Genomic DNA, 19,564 nt, shown 5'->3' with positions numbered 1-19,564 from the left:
GTGACCGGGCACGTCACAGCGAGCCGGACGCGGCCTCGGACCGGGCCACGGCCGCGTCCAGCGTCGGGTGCGGGGGCAGCAGCCGGGACAGACCGGTGACCCGGAAGACCCGCAGGGTCAGCGGATGCGTGCACACCAGGTGCAGCTGCCCGCCCGCGCCCAGCACCCGGGCGCGGGCCCGGTACAGCAGCCGCAGCCCCGAGCAGTCGAAGAACTCCACCGACCGCAGGTCGATGACGACCCGCGCACCGGACCGGCCGGTGACCCGGTCCAGATACGGGCCGATCTCCGTCGCCGAGACCAGGTCGATCTCGCCGCGCAGCTCCAGCACCGTGTGCGCCCGGTGTTCGTACACGCGGAGGTGACGGGTGAGTGGCGCAGGCTCGTCTCGCACGACGGCATCACCTCCCACCCGTGCCCGGACGTCGGTCTCCCGATCGTCAAGTTACCCTCGATGGAAGGAATTTGAGCATGTTCGGTTGACATATGTCTTCGGGTTTGAAGCGTGTCGCCCGGTAACTGCGCTCCACTGACCGGAGTTGACGGTCAGTCGACCAGAAGGACCAGCTTCCCGGCCGTCCGTCCGGTGTCGCCCACTTCGTGCGCCTTCGCCGCGTCGGACAGCGGGAACGTCCCGGCGATCGTCGCCTTCAGCTTCCCGGCCTCCACCAGCTCCGCGATCTTCTCCATCCCGGCCCGGTCGGCGTCCACCAGCATGCGCACGGCCCGGACGCCGCGCCGCTCGGCCTCGTCGTAGAACTCCCGCGATCCGACCGGCAGGATCGACACCGCGACACCGCCCGGCCGCAGCACCTTCAGCGACTCCACGGAGGTGTCCCCGCCGATCGTGTCCAGCACCACGTCGACGTCCCGGACCGCCTCGGTGACGTCGGTCGTCCGGTAGTCGACCGGCTCGTCCACGCCGATCTCCCGCAGGAAGTCGTGCTTGCCCGCGCTGGCCGTGCCGATCACGTGGGCGCCGCGCGCCTTGGCGATCTGCACCGCCACGTGCCCGACGCCGCCCGCCGCCGCGTGGATCAGCACCCGCTGCCCGGGCCGTACGTCCGCGTGTTCGGTCAGCGCCTGCCAGGCGGTCAGGGACACCAGCGGCAGCGCGCCCGCCTGGGTGTGGTCGATCGAGGCCGGCTTGCGGGTCAGGGCGCGGACCGGGGCGATCACGTACTCGGCGTGCGAGCCGTGGCCGAAGGGGTAGGGCAGCATGCCGAAGACCTCGTCGCCGGGCTCGAAGGCGGCCACGCCGATCCCGGTCTCCACCACCTCGCCGGAGACGTCCCAGCCCAGGACGAACGGCGGCTCGCCGAGGAAGCCGCCGGTGGCGCGGTGCTTCCAGTCGGTGGGGTTGACTCCGGCGGCCCGTACCCGGACCAGCACCTCGTTGGGGCGCGGCTTCGGCCGTTCCAGCCGTACTTCCTTCAGCACCTCGGGACCGCCGAGGACGTCCTGGCTGATGGCTCGCATCGTGTTCACATCGCTCATGGTCACCCAGCCTGCCGGGCGCCGCCCGCCGGGGAAATGGCATGATTGCCAAGCTCCGATAGGATCGTGCCATGACCGATCTGCAGTTCCGCACCCGGCGCCCCGAGCGGGTCGTCGTCCTCGCCCTGGACGGCGTCTACCCCTTCGAGCTGGGCATCCCCAGCCGCATCCTCGGCGCCGCCGACGGCCACTACGAGGTGCTGACCTGCACGGTCGACGGCCGCCCGGTGCGCACCAGCGCCGACTTCACCATCGGCGTCGCCCACGGCCCGGAGATCCTCCGTACGGCGGACACCGTGGTGGTCACCTCCATGCCGCCGGCGTACATCCCCGCGGAACTGCCCGACGAGGTCGCCGCGGCTCTCGCGCTGATCCGCCCGGACGCACGCATCGTCTCCATCTGCACGGCCGCCTTCGTGCTCGCCGAGGCCGGCCTGCTGGACGGCCGCCGGGCCACCACGCACTGGCAGGTGGCCGATCTGTTCCGCCGCCGGTACCCCAAGGTCGACCTGGACCCTGACGTCCTCTTCGTCGACGACGGCCGCATCCTCACCTCCGCGGGGGCCGCCTCGGGCGTCGACGTGTGCCTGCACATCGTCCGCACCGACCACGGCAGCGCGCTGGCCAACTCCGTCGCCCGCCGCTGTGTCGTCCCGCCGTTCCGGGACGGCGGCCAGGCCCAGTACATCGAGCAGCCGGTCCCCGTCAGCGGCGCGGCGAGCACGGCCGCGACCCGCGCCTGGGCCCTGGAGCGCCTGGGCGAGCCGCTCACCCTGTCCGACCTGGCCGGACACGCGCGGATGAGCCTGCGCACCTTCGCCCGCCGCTTCCACGACGAGGTCGGCCTCAGCCCCGGCCGCTGGCTGATCCAGCAGCGCGTGGCCCGCGCCCGGCACCTGCTGGAGTCCAGCGACCTTCCGGTGGACCGGATCGCCGCGGAGGTCGGCTTCGCCACCGGCGCCTCGCTGCGCCAGCACCTGCACGCCGCGATCGGGGTGTCCCCGCAGGCGTACCGGCGGACCTTCCAGCAGACCCGCTGAACGTTCCGGCCCGCCCGCGCGTCGCAGGACCGTACACGGCACACGGGAAACAGGGGTGGGACATGCGCGGAGGGCTGCCGGCGGTGGCGGTGCTGACGGTCGTGACGGTGGCGGGGTGCGGCGGCACGCCCCGGCCGGACCTGGTGGTGAAGGGCACTGCGCCGGCCTCCCCGTACGGCGGACCGCTGTACGTGCCCACCCGGCAGACCGACGCGAGCGGGCCGCGGGCCCTGCGCCTGGCCTCCGGGGCGGCGGGCCGGGCGCTGGAGTGCGACGGGGAGATCTTCGAGGGCTCGGGCCCCGACGGCTGGACCGAGCGGGAGGGCGGCAGGACCCCGCAGGACGGCCTGCGGCTCTTCTTCGACACGGTCCAGCCGGACCTGCCCGACCACGGCTGGCGCGCGGAACGCCGGGCGGGGGACCGGGTGTTGTACTCCTACGACGTCGGCGGCCGGACCAAGGCCGCCGTCGTGGTGGCCAAGGACCAGAAGGACAGGCCGGGTTGGGGGCCGGAGACGAACGCCTCCTGCGACCCGGCCGAGTTCCCCGCCGCGTTCGCGGCCTCCCAGGGCTGGGAGGTCTGGACGGACCGGCACGGCAGGCGGGTGCCGGTGAGCCGGCTGACCAGCTCCGCCGGCCCGGAGCACTGCGGCTGGCAGTCCGCCCACTTCCTCGACCTGGAGGGCACGACCTACGCCCGCGACCCCGACGGCGTGCTCGGCGACGAGCTGCTCACCGCGCCGTACCGCGGCCGCGTCCGGATGCCCGCCGACGCCCGCGACACCGGATACCGCCACCGCGACCGGAACCTCTGGCTCACCCCCGACCACGCCACGGCCTACGTACGCACCTCCGGCGGCGTGGAGGCCTGGCCCCGGCTGAAGCAGGGCGTCGGCTGCAAGTGAGCCTGGCGCCTCAGCCGGCCCGGTACACCGGCCGCCCGCCGACGCAGGTGAGCGCCACGCGGGTCCCCGCAAGGGCCTCCGGCGGCCCGGCGAACGGATCGCGGTCCAGCACCACGAGGTCGGCGAGCGCTCCGACGGCCACCCGGCCGGTGCCGTCCGGATGGTTCACGTACGCCGATCCGGCCGTGTACGCCGTGAGCGCGTCCTCGGCGCCCTGGACTCCGCCGGCACCGCCCTGCCGAGGGCCGCCCGCGAGGCCGAGGCGCAGGTCCGGCGCAGCACGTACGGGCGGCTGCCCGCCGACACGCACCCGCCCATCGCGGCGACCGCACCCCTCCTCGTCGCCGCCATGCGCTCCAGCTCCTACCCGGCCGCCCTGGACCTGCTCCTGACGGCGGCCCGGACACGCCTTGACCACATCCGTGCGGGCGGCGCCGGCTGACGGCCACACTGGACGTCCCCGGACCACAGGAGGCCGTACGCCATGACCCCACCGCCCGCCCGCACCCGCGCAGAGCGCAAGAAGGACACCCTGCACCGGCTGGAGAACGACGTCGACGTCTGGGTCGCCACCGCCGGACCCGACGGCGCCGCCCCCTACCTCGTGCCGCTGTCCTTCGTGTGGGACGGCGCCACCCTGCTGATCGCCACCCCGGCCGACAGCCCCACCGGCCGCAACCTCCTGGCCACCGGCCGGGCCCGGCTGGGCCTCGGCCCGACGCGCGACGTCGTGATGATCGAGGGCGCCGTCCAGTCGGTGACCCCGGAGGACCTCCCCGAGGAGGACGCCGAGGTCTTCGCCGGCAAGACCGGCTTCGACCCCCGCCGGCTCTCCGCCCGCTACCTGTACTTCAGGATCCTTCCGCAGCGCGTCCAGGCCTGGCGCGAGGAGAACGAGCTCGAGGGGCGGGAGTTGATGCGCGACGGACGGTGGCTGCCGGCCGAGTGAACCCGGCCGCCCGGGATATCCGCAGAAGGAGGACATTCCCGGGAGGACACATGACACTGGTGAACCGCGGCGTGGTCGTGCTGGACTGCGCCGAGCCGGAGAAACTCGCCGAGTTCTACCGGCAGTTGCTGGAGGGCGAGCAGTCGCACGCCTCCGCGAACCTGGTGGAGGTCCGGGGCGCCGACGGCATCCGGCTGGCCTTCCGCCGCGATGTGAACGCCACCCCGCCGAGCTGGCCCCGCCCGGAGAACTCCCTCCAGGTCCATCTCGACTTCCTGGTCGAGGACTTGGACGAGGCCGAGCGGCGGGTGGTGGAGCTGGGAGGCCGGCCGCTGGAGACGAAGTCCGCGCCGGGGCCGTACGAGGAACGCGGCTACGCCGACCCGGCGGGCCACTCGTTCACCCTGCGCCTGCTGCCGGCCATGGCGCCGAAGCAGGGCTGAGCGTCCCCCGCAAGGCGGCCCGCCGGAACCCGGCTGCGCCGCCAGGGGGTTCGCGGGTTCAGGCGACGCCGAGAGCGCGCGGACGCGGCCCGACGAGACGCCCCCGCCGCCAGGACGCCGCGCCGTCAGCAGGCCTGCGCCACGGGGACGCCGCCGCGCCGTCAGTACGCCCTCCGCCGCCAGCAGGGCTCGCCACCGGGACGCCGCCGCGCTGTCAGCACGCCCCCGCCGCCAGAACGCTCGCCGTCAGGAGGCACCGACCGCCCGCCGCAGGCCAGGCACGACGCACCCGCAGCCGGGCGCGATCCGTCACCACGCGCCAGCAGCCGGTGCGATCCCTCACCACGCACCAGCAGCCGGCGCGGCCCATCAGGCGCAGCCGCAGCCCGGCGCGGCCCGCGCCCTGGCGCCGCGCCGGCCCGTCTCCGGCCCGCTCGGCTCAGTCGCGGTCGTCCTTGCCGGCCACTGGCCACTGCCCGGTGGAGCGGGCGATCGCCTTCGCGCCCGTGCGGTTCACCGCGCTCTGCACCACGGCGAAGATCGCCCCCTGTACCGCCGCCGCCAGCAGGATCTCCCCCCACCCCCGGTCCGGGTCCAGCGCGTCCGGCGCCTCCTCCTCGTGCCGGAGCGTCATCCACGCCTTCCGGAAGGCCATACCGGCCAGCGCGCCGCTCGCCCAGCTGAGCACGAAACCGATCGGCTGGTAGACGAACGGAAGCTTCTTCTTCTTTGCCTTGCCCATATGTGACTCCTTCCTCGCCGGACGGCCCTCATGCGGCCCGTCCCTCGGGGGCCACCCGTTCGCCCGGGGGCACCGGTCCCGGCGGCGTACCGTCCCCGAACGGCCGTCCGCCCAGCTCCTCGCGGTGGTGCGGGCTCAGCCAGCCGGCCAGGTCGGGGCCCAGCGGCACGATGCCGGTGGGGTTGATGCCGCTGTGCACCTGGTAGTAGTGCCGCTTGATGTGGTCGAAGTCGACCGTGTCGCCGAACCCCGGGGTCTGGAACAGATCCCGGGCGTACGCCCACAGCACCGGGTGCTCCGCCAGCTTCCAGCGGTTGCACTTGAAGTGGCCGTGGTAAACGGCGTCGAACCGGACCAGCGTCGTGAACAGCCGGATGTCCGCTTCCGTGAGGGTGTCGCCGACCAGATACCGCTGTCCGGCCAGCCGGTCGCCGAGCAGTTCCAGCCGCCGGAAGACACCCGCGCACGCCTCCTCGTACTCCTTCTGGTGCGTGGCGAACCCGGCCCGGTACACCCCGTTGTTGACGTCCTCGTACACCTCGGCCATCACCTGGTCGATCTCGTCGCGCCGGTGGGCCGGATACAGGTCGGGCGCGCCGGGGCGGTGCAGGGCCGTCCACTCCGTGGCCAGGTCGAGCGTCAGCTGCTGGTAGTCGTTGGTGACCAGCCGTCCGCTGGGCACGTCCACCACCGCGGGCACGCTGACCCCGCCCGGGTAACCGGTCTCCCGCCGGTCGTACGCCTCGCTCAGGAACCGGATGCCGAGCACCGGGTCCCGGCCGTCCGGGTCCAGGGTGAACCGCCAGCTGCGGTCGTCCTGGATCGGGTCCGCGACGGCCATCGACAGCGCGTCCTCCAGGCCCAGCAGCCGGCGGGAGATCACCGCCCTGCTCGCCCACGGACAGGCGCGCGAGACCACCAGCCGGTAACGGCCCGCCTCCACCGGCCAGCCGTCCCGCCCGTCGGCGGTGATCCGGTCCGTGAAGTGACTCCTGGACCGGCTGAACGTCTTGTGCCCGTAGGACCGGTTTCCGTCGCCGCCCATGTCTCCTCCTCGCCGCCCGGCGCCCCTTCTGGCCAACACGTTCCCCGTTTTCCGCCGCCCGCACGGTGTGATCCGCCCGTCGGCGGGCAGTCGGCCTGGGGTGAGCGGGACATCCTCTGAACGGGAGCAGGCCACACCTACGGCCGCGGAAGCAGACCCGGCCGGAGCGCCCCACGCGGCGCAGCGCGGCGGACACGGCCGCGACAGGCCCGGTACGGGCTCCGGGGGCGACCGGCACACCCGGGTCACCGTCCTGGTGGCGCTCGCCGCCAACCTGGTGATCGCCGTGGCCAAGGCGGCCGGCGGCGTCCTCGCGGGCTCGCCGGCCCTGCTGTCGGAGGCCGCGCACTCCGTCGCCGACAGCCTCAACGAGGTGTTCCTGCTGGCCGCGCTGCGCCGCAGCCGCCGCCCCGCGGACCGGCGGCACCCCTTCGGCTACGGCAAGGAGCGCTTCTTCTGGTCCCTGCTCGCCGCCGTCGGCATCTTCGTCATGGGCGGCTGCTTCTCCTTCTTCCAGGGCGTCCAGGCGCTGAGCGAGGGCACGGAGGAGAAGTTCTCCGGCTATGTGGCGGGCCTGATCGTGCTGGGCGTGGCCCTCGTCGCCGAGAGCGTCTCGCTGCTGCGGGCCCTGCACCAGGTGCGCCGGCAGGGCGGCGGCCTCGGCGCGCTGAGCGACCCGGCGCTGCGCACGGTGGTCGCCGAGGACGGCACGGCGGTGCTGGGCGTCACGCTCGCGCTCGCCGGGATGGGGCTGCACATGGCGACGGGGCAGGTCGTCTGGGAGGCGTCCGCCTCCCTGGCGATCGGTGTCCTGCTGGTGTACGTCGCCTACCGGCTGGGCCGTGACGCCCGCGACCAGCTCATCGGGGAGGCGGTCGATCCGGAGCTGAGCGACCGCATCCGGGCGCGGCTCGAGGCGCAGCCGGAGATCGACAGCGTCGAGGCGCTGTTCACGATGAAGCTGGGCCTCGACTCCACCCTGGTGGCCGCCCGCGTCGACCTGGTGCCGGGGCTGGAGAGCGAGCGGCTGGAGCGGGTCGCCGTACGCATCAAGCGGTCCCTGGCCCGGACGTTCCCCGAGGCCGACCAGATCTTCCTGGACGTGACCGACCGGCCGGCCGGCGAGGCGCGCGAAAGCCCCGCCGCGACGGGGGAACGCGGCGGGGCCTGACGCTCGGGTGCCCGCCCCGGGGACGGTTCACACCTGTCCGGCGCGGATGTTTCCGAGTCCGGCCGGTTCCGGCGGGCGTCAGCTCTCGTCGAGGGGCTCCAGCACGAAGACCGGGATCTCCCGCGAGGTCTTCTTCTGGTAGTCGGCGTACGGCGGGTACGCGGCGACCGCCCGCTCCCACCACGCGGCCTTCTCCTCGCCGGTGACCTCACGGGCCCTCATGTCCCGCTTGACCGGCCCGTCCTGCAGTTCGACATGCGGATCGGACGTGATGTTGTAGTACCACACGGGGTGTTTGGGCGCGCCGCCCAGCGAGGCGACCACGGCGTACCTGCCCTCGTGCTCCACCCGCATCAGCGGCGTCTTGCGGATCTTCCCGCTCTTCGCGCCCCGGGACGTCAGCACGACGACCGGCAGCCCGGTGTCCATGAGCGTCGTGCCCTTCGTCCCGCCGGAGCTCTCGTACAGCTCGACCTGCTCGCGCACCCACTGGGTCGGGCTGGGCTCGTACTCGCCCTCAAGAGGCATGGATCCGTACCCTTCGTCGGTCCAACGGCTGTCTGCCATCCGCATTCAACATCGGCGGCCCGTCGGATCATCCGCGCCGCCCGGCCCCGCATCGCCCGTTTCGCCCTGCATGTCACTATCTGTGGGGGTATGGTCGTACGGCGGAGGGCGCAGGTCGCTCTGCCCGGGCGGGCGTGCGGCGCGCCCCGGCCGGAATCCGATCCTCTGGACGCTCGTCTTCGGCCAGATCGCCGGGGTCACCGAACTGGCCGAACTTGACGTCGACCCATAGGTGCCCGAGGCATCTAATGAAGATCGGCACGACTCCTTCGTCTGCGAGGTCTTCCATGACGGAACTGACGGACCCCACCGGCCCGGCGACCCCGGCCGCCGCCGTCGCCTTCCCGCAGGACCGCACCTGCCCCTACCACCCGCCCACCGGATACCGACTGCTGCGCGACGGGCGCCCGCTGTCCCGCGTCACCCTGTACGACGGCCGCGAGGTCTGGGCGGTCACCTCCTACGACACCGCCCGCGCCCTGCTCGCCGATCCCCGGCTGTCCGCCGACCGCCGCCACCCCGACTTCCCCATCCCCGCCGAGCGGTTCGCCGGCATCCGCGACCGCCGGGTGGCGCTGCTGGGGATGGACGACCCCGAGCACCACCGGCAGCGGCGGATGCTGGTCCCGTCGTTCACCGTCAAGCGCGCGGCCCGGCTGCGGCCGTGGATCCAGCGGACCGTGGACGAGCTGCTCGACGCGATGATCGCGCAGGGACCGCCCGCCGAGCTGGTCTCCGCCTTCGCGCTGCCCGTGCCGTCGACGGTGATCTGCGGCCTGCTCGGAGTGCCGTACGCCGACCACGAGTTCTTCGAGGAGCAGTCCCGCAGGCTGCTGCGCGGCCCCCGCGCGGCCGACTCCATGGCCGCCCGCGCCCGTCTGGAGGAGTACCTCGGCGGGCTGATCGACGACAAGGCGAAGCAGCCGGGACCCGGCGACGGCATCCTCGACGACCTCGTCCACCAGCAGCTCCGCGACGGCGAGCTGGACCGCGCCGAAGTCGTGTCGCTGGCCCTCATCCTGCTGGTCGCCGGCCACGAGACGACCGCCAACATGATCTCCCTCGGCACCTTCACCCTGCTCCGGCACCCCGACCGGCTGGCCGAGCTGCGCGCCGACCCGGACCTGCTGCCGGCCGCCGTCGAGGAGCTGATGCGGATGCTGTCCATCGCCGACGGGATGCAGCGGGTGGCGCTGGAGGACATCGAGATCGCCGGCACCACCATCCGGGCCGGCGAGGGCGTGCTCTTCTCCACCTCGGTGATCAACCGGGATCCGACGAGGTACGACGACCCCGACACCCTGGACTTCCACCGGCCCTCCCGCCAGCACGTGGCCTTCGGCTTCGGGATCCACCAGTGCCTGGGCCAGAACCTGGCCCGCGTGGAGCTGGAGATCGCGCTCGGCAGCCTGCTGACCCGGCTGCCGGGGCTGCGCCTGGCCGTCCCGGCCGAGGACATCCCCTTCAAACGCGGCGACACGATCCAGGGGATGCTGGAACTCCCCGTGACCTGGTAAGAGGCTGACGGTCATGCACATCGACATCGACAAGGACGTCTGCATCGGCGCGGGTCAGTGCGCCCTCGCGGCGCCGGGCGTCTTCACCCAGGACGACGACGGCTACAGCACCCTGCTGCCCGGACGGGAGGACGGCGCGGGCGACCCGATGGTCCGGGAGGCGGCCCGCGCCTGCCCGGTCGGCGCGATCAAGCTGTCGGAGACCGCCGGCTGACCTCCCGGCCGGCGGCCGCCACCAGCGTCCGTGCCGCCTCGCGAGCCTCGGCCGCAGGCCGGGTGCTCCCGGTGACGCCCGCGCTCACCATGGCTCCCTCGGCGAGCAGGAAGAGGGGGCCGGTCAGCGCCGCCGGCAGCCCGGCCTCCGCCACCAGCGCGGCGAGACTGTCCCGGAACGCCTCCTTGTGGGCCCGCACCCGGGCGGCGACCAGCGGCGAGACGGCGCCCAGCTCGCCGTACGCGTTGATCCAGGCGCAGCCGCGGAAGCCCTCCTCGCCGAACCACTCCTCCAGCCAGTCGAAGACGGCCGGGATCCGCTCCCGCGGGTCCCGCCGCCGGGCCACGTACGCGGCCAGACGCCCGCGCCAGCGTTCGTCCCGCCGCCCCAGCCAGGCCGCGACCAGCTGCTCCTTGGCCGGGAAGAGCTGGTAGAGGCGCTTGAGCGAGACGCCCGCCGCCGCGCGCAGCTCGTCCATGCCGACGCACTGCACGCCCCGGGCGTAGAACAGCTGCTCGGCGGCGTCGAGCACCCGGTCCCGGGCGGCCGCGCTGTCCATCGGCGACACCATCACTCCTCGCTCGGCTCATGGACGCGTCTCCTTGACCGAGAACGCACGTTCTCCTACGGTAGCGACCCTTCGGAGAACGCTCGTTCTCCGGTGCTGTCCGAGCCCGGGAGGGGATCATGGCCGACCGTCCGCCGCTGCCGCCGTTCACCCGCGAGACCGCCGCGCAGAAGGTCCAGGCCGCCGAGGACGCCTGGAACACCCGCGACCCGCACAAGGTGGCGCTCGCCTACTCCGAGGACTCCGTCTGGCGCAACCGCGGCACCTTCCTCACCGGCCGCGCCGAGATCGTCGCGTTCCTCACCGCCAAGTGGCAGCGCGAGCTGGACTACGCGCTGCGCAAGGACCTGTGGGCCTACGACGGCAACCGCATCGCCGTCCGCTTCCAGTACGAGTCCCGCGACGCCGACGGCCAGTGGTGGCGCTCCTACGGCAACGAACTGTGGGAGTTCGACGAGCACGGCCTGATGACCCGGCGGGAGGCCAGCATCAACGACGTACGCATCCAGGAGAGCGAACGCCGTATCCGCGGTCCGCGCCCCGAGACCGAACGCGGGCTGTCCTTCCCGCTTCAGTAGGGTTCCCGGATGACCGAACAGGCCCGCAAACCCTTCCTCTACGTCGTCGTCTGCGCCGCCGGGACCGCCGCGGGCGTCAGCAAGCTGATCACCGCCGCCCAGGAACGGGACTGGGAGGTCGGCGTCATCGCCACCCCTGTCGCCATGGGCGGCTTCTTCGACGGCGAGGCGGTGGCGGCGCAGACGGGCCGCCCGGTCCGCTCGGCCTGGCGCACCCCGGCCGACCCGCGCCCCTTCCCGCCGCCGGACGCGGTCGTGGTGGCGCCCGCCACCTTCAACACCGTCAACAAGTGGGCGGCCGGCATCGCCGACACCCTCGCGCTCGGCACCCTGTGCGAGGCCGTGGGCCTCGGCATACCGGTCGCGGTGCTGCCCTGCGTCGCCGACGCGCTGGCCGCCCATCCCGCCTACCGGGACAGCGTGGCGCGGCTGCGCGGGATGGGCGTCCGCTTCGGCGACCGGTACACCGGTGAGGCCGGCCCGGACGGGGTGCGGCCGGACCTCTGCTGGGAACGGGCGCTGGATCTGCTCTAGCGGCAGGTCAGCGTCGGCCCCGCCAGCATGTTGCCGGTGAACATGTCCTGGCCCTTGGGCACCCAGTAGCCGAGCTTCGAGACCACCGTGGAGCACGTGGACCCGACGGTGAAGCTGACCTTCAGCTTCTCCGGATGGCCGGGCTGCAACTCGGTCACCGTGCAGTCCAGGGAGTGGGCCAGCCGGGTCTTCGACGGGTACCGGCCCACCAGCGGGTTGACGCAGCGTTTGTCGGCGGTGCTGATCCGCAGGCCCGTGCCCTCCTGGCCGATCATCCCGAGCCGGGCGTTGCCGTCGCCGTCGTCGCTGTCCCGGTGGATCGTGTAGGTCACGGTGGTCGTGGCGTTGCGGCGCAGCACGCTCCTGTCCACGGTGACGGAGTGCGTCGGCTTCGCCTTGGGCGCGGTCAGCGACACGGTGCCGTGCACGGTGCCCTTCAGGTCCACACCCGCCGGGGCCGACCGTACGCGCACGGCGGCGCTGATCTCGTAGGTGCCCGGCCCCGGGTAGAGGCCCGAGCCGGGCAGCGTGCCGGCGCCCATGGCCCTGCCGGACCGGGTGGCCTTCCAGGTGCCCTCGGTGCGACAGGCGTAGCGCACCCGGACGCCGGCGAGCCGGCAGGTGGCCGGAGCCGTGATGCCGAATCGCGGAGCACCCGTGTCCGCACACAGGCTGACCTCCGCCTGCTCCCCATGGGTTCCGCGCAGTGTGCCGGCGGCCGAGCACACGGTCGCCGGGGCCTCGGGCGCCGCCGCGGCGGTCCGGGCGGTTCCGCCGGCGGACTGTGCGCAGGCGGGCGTGACGAGGGCCAGCGGCAGCAGCGCCGCTCCGGCCAGGGTTCTGACAGTGGTGGGACGCATCGGCACCGTGCTACCTCCGGGGCGGCCGGGACCGGCCGGATGCCGGTCGCCTGCCGCCGAGGATGAGCCGACAGTACGACGATCGCCCGGCTCCCACGCCGGACGGTCACCTGGGGGCAGCAACGGGTCCGCCGGAGCGCGTCCTCAGCCGGCCTCCCGCACGTATCCCCTGCTCCCCGGAGTGGACACCGCCCTGTCCCGCCGTACGACGCTCAGCCGGCCACCCCAGTGGGCGACCGCCGAGCGCAGACCGGACGCGGTGTACTCGACGTCCAGGACCCGGTCGTCGAACGCCTTCGCGTACACCTCGCACTCGTCGTACTGCCCGCACTCCTCCGTCACCGCGAAGTCCGGCCCGGCCCGGCGACGGGCACCGGCCAGCCCGGCGGTGTTCTTCTGCGCCACCGCCAGACGCCGGCCGTGCGCATGGCGGGACAGCAGGGTCATGAAGGCGGTGGCGTCGGCGGCGCTGAGCAGGTGGCGGGAGCGGGTGTAGCTGTCGTAGTTGTCCGGCTCGACGGCGTCGAAGCCCTTCTCGGCGCAGCCGTCGATCCACCGGTTCACCCGCTGGGCCGCGCGTTCCCGCTTGGCCGGGGTGCGCAGGTCGAGCAGGGCCTCGTTCCAGTCCCCGTCGATCACGACCCGGCCGCGTGCGTCGCGCAGGAGCAGGTCGGCCGGCCAGGAGGCGCGCTCTTCGGGCTGGGCCTGGAAGGCGTTGACGTAGCAGATGTTGTACAGGCCCGGCGCGGGGGAGTCGGAGCGGTCGCGGCTGACGATCCGCACGCCCGCGGGCGGGGGATAGGCGCCGCCGATCTGGTAGTCGAACCCCGCGTGCCGCGGAGGCAGCCGCACCGCGGCGGGCCGTGCGGACCGCGCCTCGGCGGCGGAACCGCCACCGGCTCCGGAGCCGCATCCGACGGCCGCCGGCACGGTGACGGTCAGGGCCATAGCCAGGGCGCCCGCGGACCACCGGGAGCCCGCGGCGCGCAGCACACCCGTGCGAAGCACGTCCGCTCCATCCTGCGCACGCCGGGCGGCGCGGCGCGTGGCAGGATCACATCGCCCGCGCGCCGGGATCGTCAAGTCGGCGCCAGGCCACGCCGTAGGCTCGGGAGTGACCACCCTCCCGAACGCAGGAGCGGCAACGATGCAGTACGTGAAGCTCGGTTCGACGGGCCTGGACGTCTCGCGGATCTGTCTGGGCTGCATGACCTACGGCCTGCCCGACCGCGGCGTCCACGAGTGGACGCTCGACGAGGACGCGTCCCGCCCGCTCATCCGGCAGGCGCTGGAGGCGGGCATCAACTTCTTCGACACCGCGAACGTCTACTCCGACGGCACCAGCGAGGAGATCGTCGGCAAGGCGCTGCGCGACTTCGCCGACCGCGACGAGATCGTGCTGGCCACCAAGGTGAACGGCCGGATGCGGCCGGGCCCCAACGGGGCCGGGCTGTCCCGCAAGGCGATCATGACCGAGATCGACCACAGCCTGCGCCGCCTCGGCACCGACTACGTCGACCTCTACCAGATCCACCGCTTCGACCACGCGACCCCCGTCGAGGAGACGATGGAGGCCCTGCACGACCTGGTCAAGGCCGGCAAGGTCCGCTACATCGGGGCGAGTTCCATGTACGCCTGGCAGTTCGCCAAGCTGCAGCACACCGCCGAGCGGCACGGCTGGACGAAGTTCGTGTCCATGCAGAACCACTACAACCTGCTCTACCGCGAGGAGGAGCGGGAGATGCTGCCGCTCTGCGCCGACCAGGGCGTCGGGGTGCTCCCGTGGAGCCCGCTCGCCTGGGGCCGGCTCACCCGCGACTGGGGCACGGTCACCGAACGCAGCGCCAACGACAACTTCGGCAGCCGCCTCTACCTGGACAGCGACCGCTCCATCGTCGAGGCCGTCACCCGGATCGCGAACGACCGGGGCGTGCCCCGCGCCCAGGTGGCCCTCGCCTGGCTGCTGCACCAGGACACGGTGGTGGCCCCGATCGTCGGCGCCGCCAAGCCCCACCACATCGAAGACGCGGTGGCGGCCGTGGAACTGGAGCTGACCGAGAAGGAGATCGAGGAGCTGCAGCAGCCCTACACCCCGCGCGCGATCAGCGGGCACTGAGGCGCCGCGGCGGCTCAGTGCGGCCCGTCGGGGCGGAACTCCGTGCCGCACGGACCCGCCCCCTCGCTCTCCGGCAGCGCCACCCGCTCCCCGGACATGGTCAGCGTCCGGTAGTACGCCCCGATCCGCTCGGCCGACCGGCCGACGTAGTGCCCGATGAAGGACCGCCGGAACCGGTCCGCCGTGCGGTTGGGCCCGGAGCCATGCACCAGGCTGCCGTTGAAGAACAGCACGTCACCCGGCGCCAGATCGACCGGCACCGGCGTCAGCCCGGCCGGGGGCGGCACGCACTCGCGGGCGAACGACAGCTGCTCGTCGGCGAGTTCGGGACAGAACAGGTCCATCCGGTGAGTGCCCGGCACCACCTCGAGGCCGCCGTTGTCCCGGTCGATCGGCTCGCACGCCAGCCACGCCGCCACACACGTCCCCGGCTCGACCCGCAGATAGAAGTTGTCCTGGTGCAGCGCCTGTCCCCGCGCGCCCGGCGGCTTGAAGTAGAACATGCTCTGCGCCGCCAGCACCTCCTCCCCGAACAGCGTCTCCAGCACCGCCCGCAGCCGGGCGTCCAGCAGGAACTCCCGGGCAACCGGGCTGAATTCGTGCGGCTGCATCACCCGCGGGTAGCGGCGCAGCGGATCGGGGTCCGCCGGGCGCGGCTCGAAGCGGCCCGGCACCGGGCCGGCCGCGTGCAGCGCGGCGAACGCGGCGCACAGCCGCTCGGTCTCGGGCCGGCCGAACAGCCCGCGTACGACGGTGAACCCGTCCTCCTCGAACTGCCGGCGGAGCGTCTCGGGCAGGATGGCGCCGAAGTCCGTGGCCGTCATGGATCCGCCTCCCCGGGGTCAGGTGGTCACTCGTCCGCCACGCTAGGCCCGCACGCCCGACGGGAGGATGCCCGTGCATGCTGACGACGTGCCCCAGGCTGCCGCGGCCGACCCGTCCCCGCCGCCGGGACTCGTGGTCACCGGGCGCTACGACCAGCGGCCCGGCTACGGCGTGAACCGGCCCCGCGGCTCGGCCAGTTGGCTGTTCACCTTCACCCTGGGCGGCGGCGGCCTGCTCCGGCAGGGCGCGGCCCGGACCCGTGCCGGCGCCGGGGACCTCGTGGTGCTCGCCCCGGGTACCGGCCACCGCTACGCCGTCGCGCCCGGCGCCGAGAGCTGGCGGTTCTGGTGGACGCACTGCCAGGCCCGCCCGGCCTGGACGCACTGGCTCGCCCCGTACGCCGTGTCCGACGGCCTGTACGCCGTCACCTCCGTGCCCGGCGCCCTGCACGGCCGGATCGAGGCGGCGTTCGCACGGATGCTCGCCGACGCCCGCGGGCCGGCCGAGGACCCCCCGCCCGAGCCGGACCCGGTGGCCGTGGCGCACGGCAGCCTGGCCCGGGAACTGGCCCTGTGCGCACTGGAGGAGGTCGTCCTGCTCGCCGCCGCCGGCGCCCGGACGCCGGCGCCCGCACCGGACGCCGACGCCCGGGTGCGCCGTGCCGAGGAGCTGATCGCCGCCGACCCGGGCGCGCCGCACACCGTCCGCTCGCTCGCCGAGGGCGTCGCGCTGTCCCCGTCCCGCTTCGCCCACCTGTTCACGCTGCGCACCGGGCGGTCCCCGATGCGGGCGCTGCGGGAGGCCCGGCTGCGGCACGCCGCGCGGCTGCTGGAGGTCACCGACCTGACGGTGGAACGCGTCGCGGCGGCCTGCGGATTCAGCAGTCCTTTCCACTTCAGCCGGGTTTTCCGGGAACGGTACGGAGTGCCGCCCGGCGCCTATCGGGCGGGCGCACGGCGGTAAAGGGGAGAAAAGGATTCTCCTGAATTCGCGTCAATAAGGAAGTCCGCCGGGCGCGAGGGGCCACAATCGAGAGATCTCTTGTTCCGGCCTGTGCGCCTGTGCAAAAGTGTGGGCCGCTCCCGTACACCCCCCACGCTTCACGAGAGCCGCCTCAGGTGGACGTTCGGGCAGCCCCACCGCCTTCTCGTACCGCTTGGTATGGACTAATTCCGTATCAGGTCTGGAGGAATGCAGCCGTGAATGAGGCAGGCCCGTCCGACGAACAACTGAGCGCCGAGCTGAAGAAGTTGACCAGAGGTGCGCCCGCGCTCCAGCCGATCGGTGAACTGCTCGACCGGCACTGGGAAGCGGCCTTCGCCTACGCGCGGTTGTGCACGGACGGGACGCGCGCCGCCGGCATGCTCACCACCGCCGCCTTCACCCGGCTCTTCGGCGCCTCGCTGCGGCAGTCCGGGCCCACGGCCGCCTGGCGGCCCCAGATCCTGGTGGCCGTGCGCCGGATCGCCGCCGAGTGGGAGTCCGACGGCCGTCAGGAACTCCTGCACCCGGCGCTGCGGTCCGGCGCCGGCGGTGGGCGCGCCGCCGCCATGCTGCTGCCGCCGCCCGGCCGCCGGCTGCTGTCCCGCGCGTTCCAGCGGGTGCCCCAGGCCTCGCGCACCGTGCTCTGGCACACCGAGGTCGAGGGCGAGCCGATCGCCGTGCCCGCGGCCCTGCTCGGCCTGGACCCCGAGGACGCCGGGATCGAGCTGCGCCGGGCCCGGGAACGGCTGCGCGAGGAGTGCCTCCAGGCCCACCGCGAACTCGCCCCCGACGACGAGTGCCGGCGCTATCAGCGCATGCTCGACGTGACGTTCCGGCGTGGCGGCGCCCACATCGACCCGGACCTGCGCGAGCACCTGGGCCGCTGCGGCCACTGCGGCCGGACCGCCGACCAACTCGCCGTGTTCACCTCGGGACTGGGCCTCGCCCTCGCCGAGGCGGTCCTCGGCTGGGGCGCCCAGGCCTACGTCGACGCCCGCACCCACCGCACCGGGGAACCGGCGCACACGGCCCCGGGCGCCGGCACCGTCGCACCTCCACCGGGCGAGGCCTTCACGGAGCCGCCGTACCCGGGCGGTTCCGCCGGGGCCAGGCACCGAGGCGCCGCCCCGACGGCCGGGGACGCCGAACGCGCACGCGGGCGTCGCGACGCAGGCCCGACGCGCCGGCGGCGCTCCGCTGAGCCGGCCCCCGTCACCGGTTCCGGGTCGCCGCGTGCGGGCGATTCCCCCGTCCCGACGGCAGAGGGCGCTCCCGCCGCGCCGGGGCGCCGGGGTGGGTCCGCCGGGCCCGCGCGTCTCGCCGGTTCCGGCGAGTTCGGGCGCCAGGGGGATGCCGAGGAGCTGTCGGGCGGGGGTGTTTCCGGTGGGCCCGGGCGATGGGGTGCGGCCGCCGGATTCATGCGCCGGGGCGACTCCACCGGTACCCCGCGCCGGGGTTCGTCCGCCGCGCCCACGCGGCGTGCCGCCGCTGCCGCAGTGCCGGGCCGTACCGGCACCGCCGAGGCCGCCGGCCGCCGCGGGGGCGGTGGGGCCGCGGCCGGGGATGCGGTGCCCTCCGGGCGGTCGGCGTTGCGGGCCGCGCGGGCACGGCGTGCTCGGCGGCGGAACGTGGCTCTGGCCGTCGTCACCGTGAGCGGGCTGGTCGCGCTGCCGTTGGTGCTGTGGTCGGTGCTCGGATCCGGTGACGGGGCGGGCCCGGCCGGCGGCGGGGCGGCCTCCCCGGCGCCGGGGAAGGGCGCCGGGAGTCCCTCCTGGGCCGGGTCGAAGCCGGCGGGACAGGGCGTTCTGCACGGCAGGCTGCGCAACCTCGGCTCCGGCCTGTGCGTCGGCATCGTCGGGAAGAAGGCCGTCAAGGGCGCCGAGACCGAACTCGCCGCGTGCTCCGCGGCCCCGGGCCAGCAGTGGACGTACGACACCGACGGGCTGCTGCGCAGCTCCGCCGCCCCGGAGCTCTGCCTCGACTCGCGCCTCGGCTACTCGGTCCGCCTCGCCCCCTGTTCGGCCACGGGCGACGCCGCAAGGAACATCCGGTACGACTTCACCCTCCAGGGCGCCCTCATACCCCGCTGGAACCAGAACCTCGCCCTCACCCCGGCCGCCACCGACGGCTCCGGCGCCCTAGTGGTCAAGGACCGCGCCCCCGGCGCCGCCCAGCGCTGGTCCGTCGACACCGCCAAGACCGACCTGCAGATGCAGAACGTCGACTGGGCCGGCGACAGCAGCCCGTCGCCGGCCGGCACCTCCCACCGGGCGACTCCCGCCCCCAGGGCTTCCCGCACCACTGCACCGCCGGACCCGAAGCCCTCGGCGACCGGGTCCGGCCCGTCCGCAACGCCGACGGCCACGTCCGACCCATGCTCCGCGTACCCGTACTTCTGCGGCGGGAGCGGCGGCGGATACGGAGACGGCGGAGGATACGGAGGCTACGGAGACGGCGGGGGCTACGGCGGCGGGCGCCACCGGCGCTGACTCAGGGGCGGTGCGGCGGTGGCGGCGGGATGGTGCCCAGCGCCGGAGCCGGCTCCGGCCACACCAGCAGCACCGGGCATGGCGCGTGGTCGACGGCGAACCGGGCCGCCGGGCCGAGGCTCTTCGGCCCGAGTCGGGACCGGTCGCCGTCCCGGGCCAGCACCAGCAGATCGGCCCCCTCCGCGGCGGCCACCACCTCCCGTTCGACCCGGCCGGAGCGCTCCTCGCGGGCACAGGGCCGGCCCAGCCGCCGGGCCGCCGCGTCCAGCAGTTCGGCCGCCGAGGCCCCGCCGAGCGCCTCGAGCAGGCCGCCCGGATCGCGCTCCGGATGGCCCCGGCCGAGCAGCCCGGCGTACGCGCCGTGCGCCACCCCCGGCACCTCGGGCGCGCTGACGTGCAGCAGCACCACCTCGGCGGTGTCCGGCGCATGGCGGCGCACCGCGTCCACACAGGCGGGCCACGTGCCCTCGACGAGCCAGGCGATCACACGCATTCCGGTCGGCCTCCCCAGACGTCGGAC

Annotated in this window: 24 protein-coding genes; 13 read left to right on the top strand and 11 right to left on the bottom strand. The window is 74.0% G+C overall.

Going from position 1 to position 19,564, the window contains the following annotated elements; all coding sequences use genetic code 11:
• Positions 1-13: 13 nt before the first annotated feature.
• Positions 14-394 carry an anti-sigma factor antagonist gene (locus tag OG956_RS03260; protein ID WP_330336398.1) on the bottom strand — a complete coding sequence of 127 codons (381 nt, stop codon included), beginning with the start codon at positions 392-394 and terminating at the stop codon, positions 14-16.
• Between the two features lie 152 nt (positions 395-546).
• On the bottom strand, positions 547-1,497 hold the full coding sequence (locus tag OG956_RS03255) for an NADP-dependent oxidoreductase (protein ID WP_330336397.1): 951 nt from the start codon (positions 1,495-1,497) through the stop codon (positions 547-549).
• A gap of 71 nt (positions 1,498-1,568) precedes the next feature.
• On the opposite strand from OG956_RS03255, the gene OG956_RS03250 reads away from it, so the two are divergent.
• The gene (locus OG956_RS03250) at positions 1,569-2,537 is read left to right on the top strand and encodes a GlxA family transcriptional regulator (protein WP_330336396.1); all 969 of its coding nucleotides are present in this window, start codon (positions 1,569-1,571) and stop codon (positions 2,535-2,537) included.
• 62 nt (positions 2,538-2,599) lie between these two features.
• Complete coding sequence (locus OG956_RS03245) at positions 2,600-3,442, top strand: hypothetical protein (RefSeq protein WP_330336395.1); 843 nt, start codon at positions 2,600-2,602, stop codon at positions 3,440-3,442.
• A gap of 10 nt (positions 3,443-3,452) precedes the next feature.
• On the opposite strand, the gene OG956_RS03240 is transcribed toward OG956_RS03245, so the two are convergent.
• Positions 3,453-3,611 carry an amidohydrolase family protein gene (locus OG956_RS03240; protein WP_443065525.1) on the bottom strand — a complete coding sequence of 53 codons (159 nt, stop codon included), beginning with the start codon at positions 3,609-3,611 and terminating at the stop codon, positions 3,453-3,455.
• On the opposite strand from OG956_RS03240, the gene OG956_RS03235 reads away from it, so the two are divergent.
• From OG956_RS03235 to OG956_RS03225, 3 genes are read left to right on the top strand one after another with little or no spacing between them, the layout of a single operon-like run.
• Positions 3,603-3,884: a hypothetical protein gene (locus OG956_RS03235; RefSeq protein WP_443065524.1), complete on the top strand. Its 282-nt coding sequence runs from the start codon at positions 3,603-3,605 to the stop codon at positions 3,882-3,884. The two genes, OG956_RS03240 and OG956_RS03235, sit on opposite strands and share 9 nt — an antisense overlap.
• Before the next feature lie 42 nt (positions 3,885-3,926).
• Positions 3,927-4,391, top strand: a complete 465-nt coding sequence (locus OG956_RS03230) for a pyridoxamine 5'-phosphate oxidase family protein (RefSeq protein ID WP_330336394.1) — start codon at positions 3,927-3,929, stop codon at positions 4,389-4,391.
• A gap of 50 nt (positions 4,392-4,441) precedes the next feature.
• The gene (locus OG956_RS03225; RefSeq protein WP_330336393.1) at positions 4,442-4,834 is read left to right on the top strand and encodes a VOC family protein; all 393 of its coding nucleotides are present in this window, start codon (positions 4,442-4,444) and stop codon (positions 4,832-4,834) included.
• Positions 4,835-5,273: 439 nt separating this feature from the next.
• Here OG956_RS03225 and OG956_RS03220 read toward each other — a convergent pair whose 3' ends face one another.
• Together OG956_RS03220 and OG956_RS03215 are read right to left on the bottom strand one after the other, a co-directional pair.
• Positions 5,274-5,576 carry a DUF4235 domain-containing protein gene (locus tag OG956_RS03220; protein WP_330336392.1) on the bottom strand — a complete coding sequence of 101 codons (303 nt, stop codon included), beginning with the start codon at positions 5,574-5,576 and terminating at the stop codon, positions 5,274-5,276.
• 28 nt (positions 5,577-5,604) lie between these two features.
• Positions 5,605-6,621: a glutathione S-transferase family protein gene (locus tag OG956_RS03215; protein WP_330336391.1), complete on the bottom strand. Its 1,017-nt coding sequence runs from the start codon at positions 6,619-6,621 to the stop codon at positions 5,605-5,607.
• A 100-nt stretch (positions 6,622-6,721) separates the two neighbouring features.
• On the opposite strand from OG956_RS03215, the gene OG956_RS03210 reads away from it, so the two are divergent.
• Complete coding sequence (locus OG956_RS03210) at positions 6,722-7,792, top strand: cation diffusion facilitator family transporter (RefSeq protein ID WP_330336390.1); 1,071 nt, start codon at positions 6,722-6,724, stop codon at positions 7,790-7,792.
• Between the two features lie 78 nt (positions 7,793-7,870).
• Here the strand turns inward: OG956_RS03210 and OG956_RS03205 are convergent, their stop codons facing one another.
• Positions 7,871-8,320, bottom strand: coding sequence for a nitroreductase family deazaflavin-dependent oxidoreductase (locus tag OG956_RS03205; RefSeq protein WP_330336389.1), 450 nt, complete (start codon positions 8,318-8,320; stop codon positions 7,871-7,873).
• Positions 8,321-8,646: 326 nt separating this feature from the next.
• On the opposite strand from OG956_RS03205, the gene OG956_RS03200 reads away from it, so the two are divergent.
• Together OG956_RS03200 and OG956_RS03195 are read left to right on the top strand one after the other, a co-directional pair.
• Complete coding sequence (locus tag OG956_RS03200; RefSeq protein ID WP_330336388.1) at positions 8,647-9,876, top strand: cytochrome P450; 1,230 nt, start codon at positions 8,647-8,649, stop codon at positions 9,874-9,876.
• Positions 9,877-9,889: 13 nt separating this feature from the next.
• A complete protein-coding gene (locus OG956_RS03195) occupies positions 9,890-10,090 on the top strand; it encodes a ferredoxin (RefSeq protein WP_330336387.1) in 201 nt (66 codons plus the stop codon).
• On the opposite strand, the gene OG956_RS03190 is transcribed toward OG956_RS03195, so the two are convergent.
• On the bottom strand, positions 10,065-10,649 hold the full coding sequence (locus OG956_RS03190; protein ID WP_330336386.1) for a TetR/AcrR family transcriptional regulator: 585 nt from the start codon (positions 10,647-10,649) through the stop codon (positions 10,065-10,067). The genes OG956_RS03195 and OG956_RS03190 overlap by 26 nt on opposite strands.
• A 128-nt stretch (positions 10,650-10,777) precedes the next feature.
• Between OG956_RS03190 and OG956_RS03185 the strand changes: the two genes are divergently transcribed.
• Together OG956_RS03185 and OG956_RS03180 are read left to right on the top strand one after the other, a co-directional pair.
• Positions 10,778-11,236, top strand: coding sequence for a nuclear transport factor 2 family protein (locus tag OG956_RS03185; protein ID WP_330336385.1), 459 nt, complete (start codon positions 10,778-10,780; stop codon positions 11,234-11,236).
• A gap of 9 nt (positions 11,237-11,245) precedes the next feature.
• Positions 11,246-11,770, top strand: coding sequence for a flavoprotein (locus tag OG956_RS03180; protein WP_330336384.1), 525 nt, complete (start codon positions 11,246-11,248; stop codon positions 11,768-11,770).
• Here OG956_RS03180 and OG956_RS03175 read toward each other — a convergent pair.
• Positions 11,767-12,630 carry a hypothetical protein gene (locus OG956_RS03175; RefSeq protein ID WP_330336383.1) on the bottom strand — a complete coding sequence of 288 codons (864 nt, stop codon included), beginning with the start codon at positions 12,628-12,630 and terminating at the stop codon, positions 11,767-11,769. The genes OG956_RS03180 and OG956_RS03175 overlap by 4 nt on opposite strands.
• Positions 12,631-12,774: 144 nt before the next feature.
• A complete protein-coding gene (locus OG956_RS03170; RefSeq protein WP_443065663.1) occupies positions 12,775-13,578 on the bottom strand; it encodes an endo alpha-1,4 polygalactosaminidase in 804 nt (267 codons plus the stop codon).
• Between the two features lie 199 nt (positions 13,579-13,777).
• On the opposite strand from OG956_RS03170, the gene OG956_RS03165 reads away from it, so the two are divergent.
• Positions 13,778-14,746: an aldo/keto reductase gene (locus OG956_RS03165; protein ID WP_330336381.1), complete on the top strand. Its 969-nt coding sequence runs from the start codon at positions 13,778-13,780 to the stop codon at positions 14,744-14,746.
• A gap of 14 nt (positions 14,747-14,760) precedes the next feature.
• On the opposite strand, the gene OG956_RS03160 is transcribed toward OG956_RS03165, so the two are convergent.
• Positions 14,761-15,570 (bottom strand): phytanoyl-CoA dioxygenase family protein, encoded by an 810-nt coding sequence (locus OG956_RS03160; RefSeq protein WP_330336380.1) that lies wholly within the window; start codon positions 15,568-15,570, stop codon positions 14,761-14,763.
• Positions 15,571-15,637: 67 nt separating this feature from the next.
• Here OG956_RS03160 and OG956_RS03155 point away from each other — a divergent pair, with 67 nt between their 5' ends.
• The gene (locus OG956_RS03155) at positions 15,638-16,534 is read left to right on the top strand and encodes a helix-turn-helix domain-containing protein (RefSeq protein ID WP_330336379.1); all 897 of its coding nucleotides are present in this window, start codon (positions 15,638-15,640) and stop codon (positions 16,532-16,534) included.
• A gap of 236 nt (positions 16,535-16,770) precedes the next feature.
• On the top strand, positions 16,771-19,044 hold the full coding sequence (locus tag OG956_RS03150; RefSeq protein WP_330336378.1) for an RICIN domain-containing protein: 2,274 nt from the start codon (positions 16,771-16,773) through the stop codon (positions 19,042-19,044).
• Between the two features lies 1 nt (position 19,045).
• On the opposite strand, the gene OG956_RS03145 is transcribed toward OG956_RS03150, so the two are convergent.
• Positions 19,046-19,537: a universal stress protein gene (locus OG956_RS03145; RefSeq protein ID WP_330336377.1), complete on the bottom strand. Its 492-nt coding sequence runs from the start codon at positions 19,535-19,537 to the stop codon at positions 19,046-19,048.
• Positions 19,538-19,564: the final 27 nt, after the last annotated feature.

The sequence above is a fragment of the Streptomyces sp. NBC_00557 genome (assembly GCF_036345995.1).
Classification (GTDB): domain Bacteria; phylum Actinomycetota; class Actinomycetes; order Streptomycetales; family Streptomycetaceae; genus Streptomyces.
The sequence above is the reverse complement of the archived record's forward strand: the minus strand, read 5'-3'. Positions and strand labels throughout refer to the sequence as shown.

Coding starts and splice junctions, on each gene's coding strand:
- OG956_RS03165 (WP_330336381.1), top strand. CDS start 13,778: ATGCAGTACGTGAAGCTCGGTTCGACGGGCCTGGACGTCTCGCGGATC.
- OG956_RS03225 (WP_330336393.1), top strand. CDS start 4,442: ATGACACTGGTGAACCGCGGCGTGGTCGTGCTGGACTGCGCCGAGCCG.
- OG956_RS03255 (WP_330336397.1), bottom strand. CDS start 1,497: ATGAGCGATGTGAACACGATGCGAGCCATCAGCCAGGACGTCCTCGGC.
- OG956_RS03235 (WP_443065524.1), top strand. CDS start 3,603: ATGGTTCACGTACGCCGATCCGGCCGTGTACGCCGTGAGCGCGTCCTC.
- OG956_RS03145 (WP_330336377.1), bottom strand. CDS start 19,537: ATGCGTGTGATCGCCTGGCTCGTCGAGGGCACGTGGCCCGCCTGTGTG.
- OG956_RS03170 (WP_443065663.1), bottom strand. CDS start 13,578: ATGGCCCTGACCGTCACCGTGCCGGCGGCCGTCGGATGCGGCTCCGGA.
- OG956_RS03220 (WP_330336392.1), bottom strand. CDS start 5,576: ATGGGCAAGGCAAAGAAGAAGAAGCTTCCGTTCGTCTACCAGCCGATC.
- OG956_RS03180 (WP_330336384.1), top strand. CDS start 11,246: ATGACCGAACAGGCCCGCAAACCCTTCCTCTACGTCGTCGTCTGCGCC.
- OG956_RS03205 (WP_330336389.1), bottom strand. CDS start 8,320: ATGCCTCTTGAGGGCGAGTACGAGCCCAGCCCGACCCAGTGGGTGCGC.
- OG956_RS03250 (WP_330336396.1), top strand. CDS start 1,569: ATGACCGATCTGCAGTTCCGCACCCGGCGCCCCGAGCGGGTCGTCGTC.
- OG956_RS03215 (WP_330336391.1), bottom strand. CDS start 6,621: ATGGGCGGCGACGGAAACCGGTCCTACGGGCACAAGACGTTCAGCCGG.
- OG956_RS03230 (WP_330336394.1), top strand. CDS start 3,927: ATGACCCCACCGCCCGCCCGCACCCGCGCAGAGCGCAAGAAGGACACC.
- OG956_RS03155 (WP_330336379.1), top strand. CDS start 15,638: ATGCCCGTGCATGCTGACGACGTGCCCCAGGCTGCCGCGGCCGACCCG.
- OG956_RS03200 (WP_330336388.1), top strand. CDS start 8,647: ATGACGGAACTGACGGACCCCACCGGCCCGGCGACCCCGGCCGCCGCC.
- OG956_RS03185 (WP_330336385.1), top strand. CDS start 10,778: ATGGCCGACCGTCCGCCGCTGCCGCCGTTCACCCGCGAGACCGCCGCG.
- OG956_RS03160 (WP_330336380.1), bottom strand. CDS start 15,570: ATGACGGCCACGGACTTCGGCGCCATCCTGCCCGAGACGCTCCGCCGG.
- OG956_RS03190 (WP_330336386.1), bottom strand. CDS start 10,649: ATGGACAGCGCGGCCGCCCGGGACCGGGTGCTCGACGCCGCCGAGCAG.
- OG956_RS03245 (WP_330336395.1), top strand. CDS start 2,600: ATGCGCGGAGGGCTGCCGGCGGTGGCGGTGCTGACGGTCGTGACGGTG.
- OG956_RS03195 (WP_330336387.1), top strand. CDS start 9,890: ATGCACATCGACATCGACAAGGACGTCTGCATCGGCGCGGGTCAGTGC.
- OG956_RS03175 (WP_330336383.1), bottom strand. CDS start 12,630: ATGCGTCCCACCACTGTCAGAACCCTGGCCGGAGCGGCGCTGCTGCCG.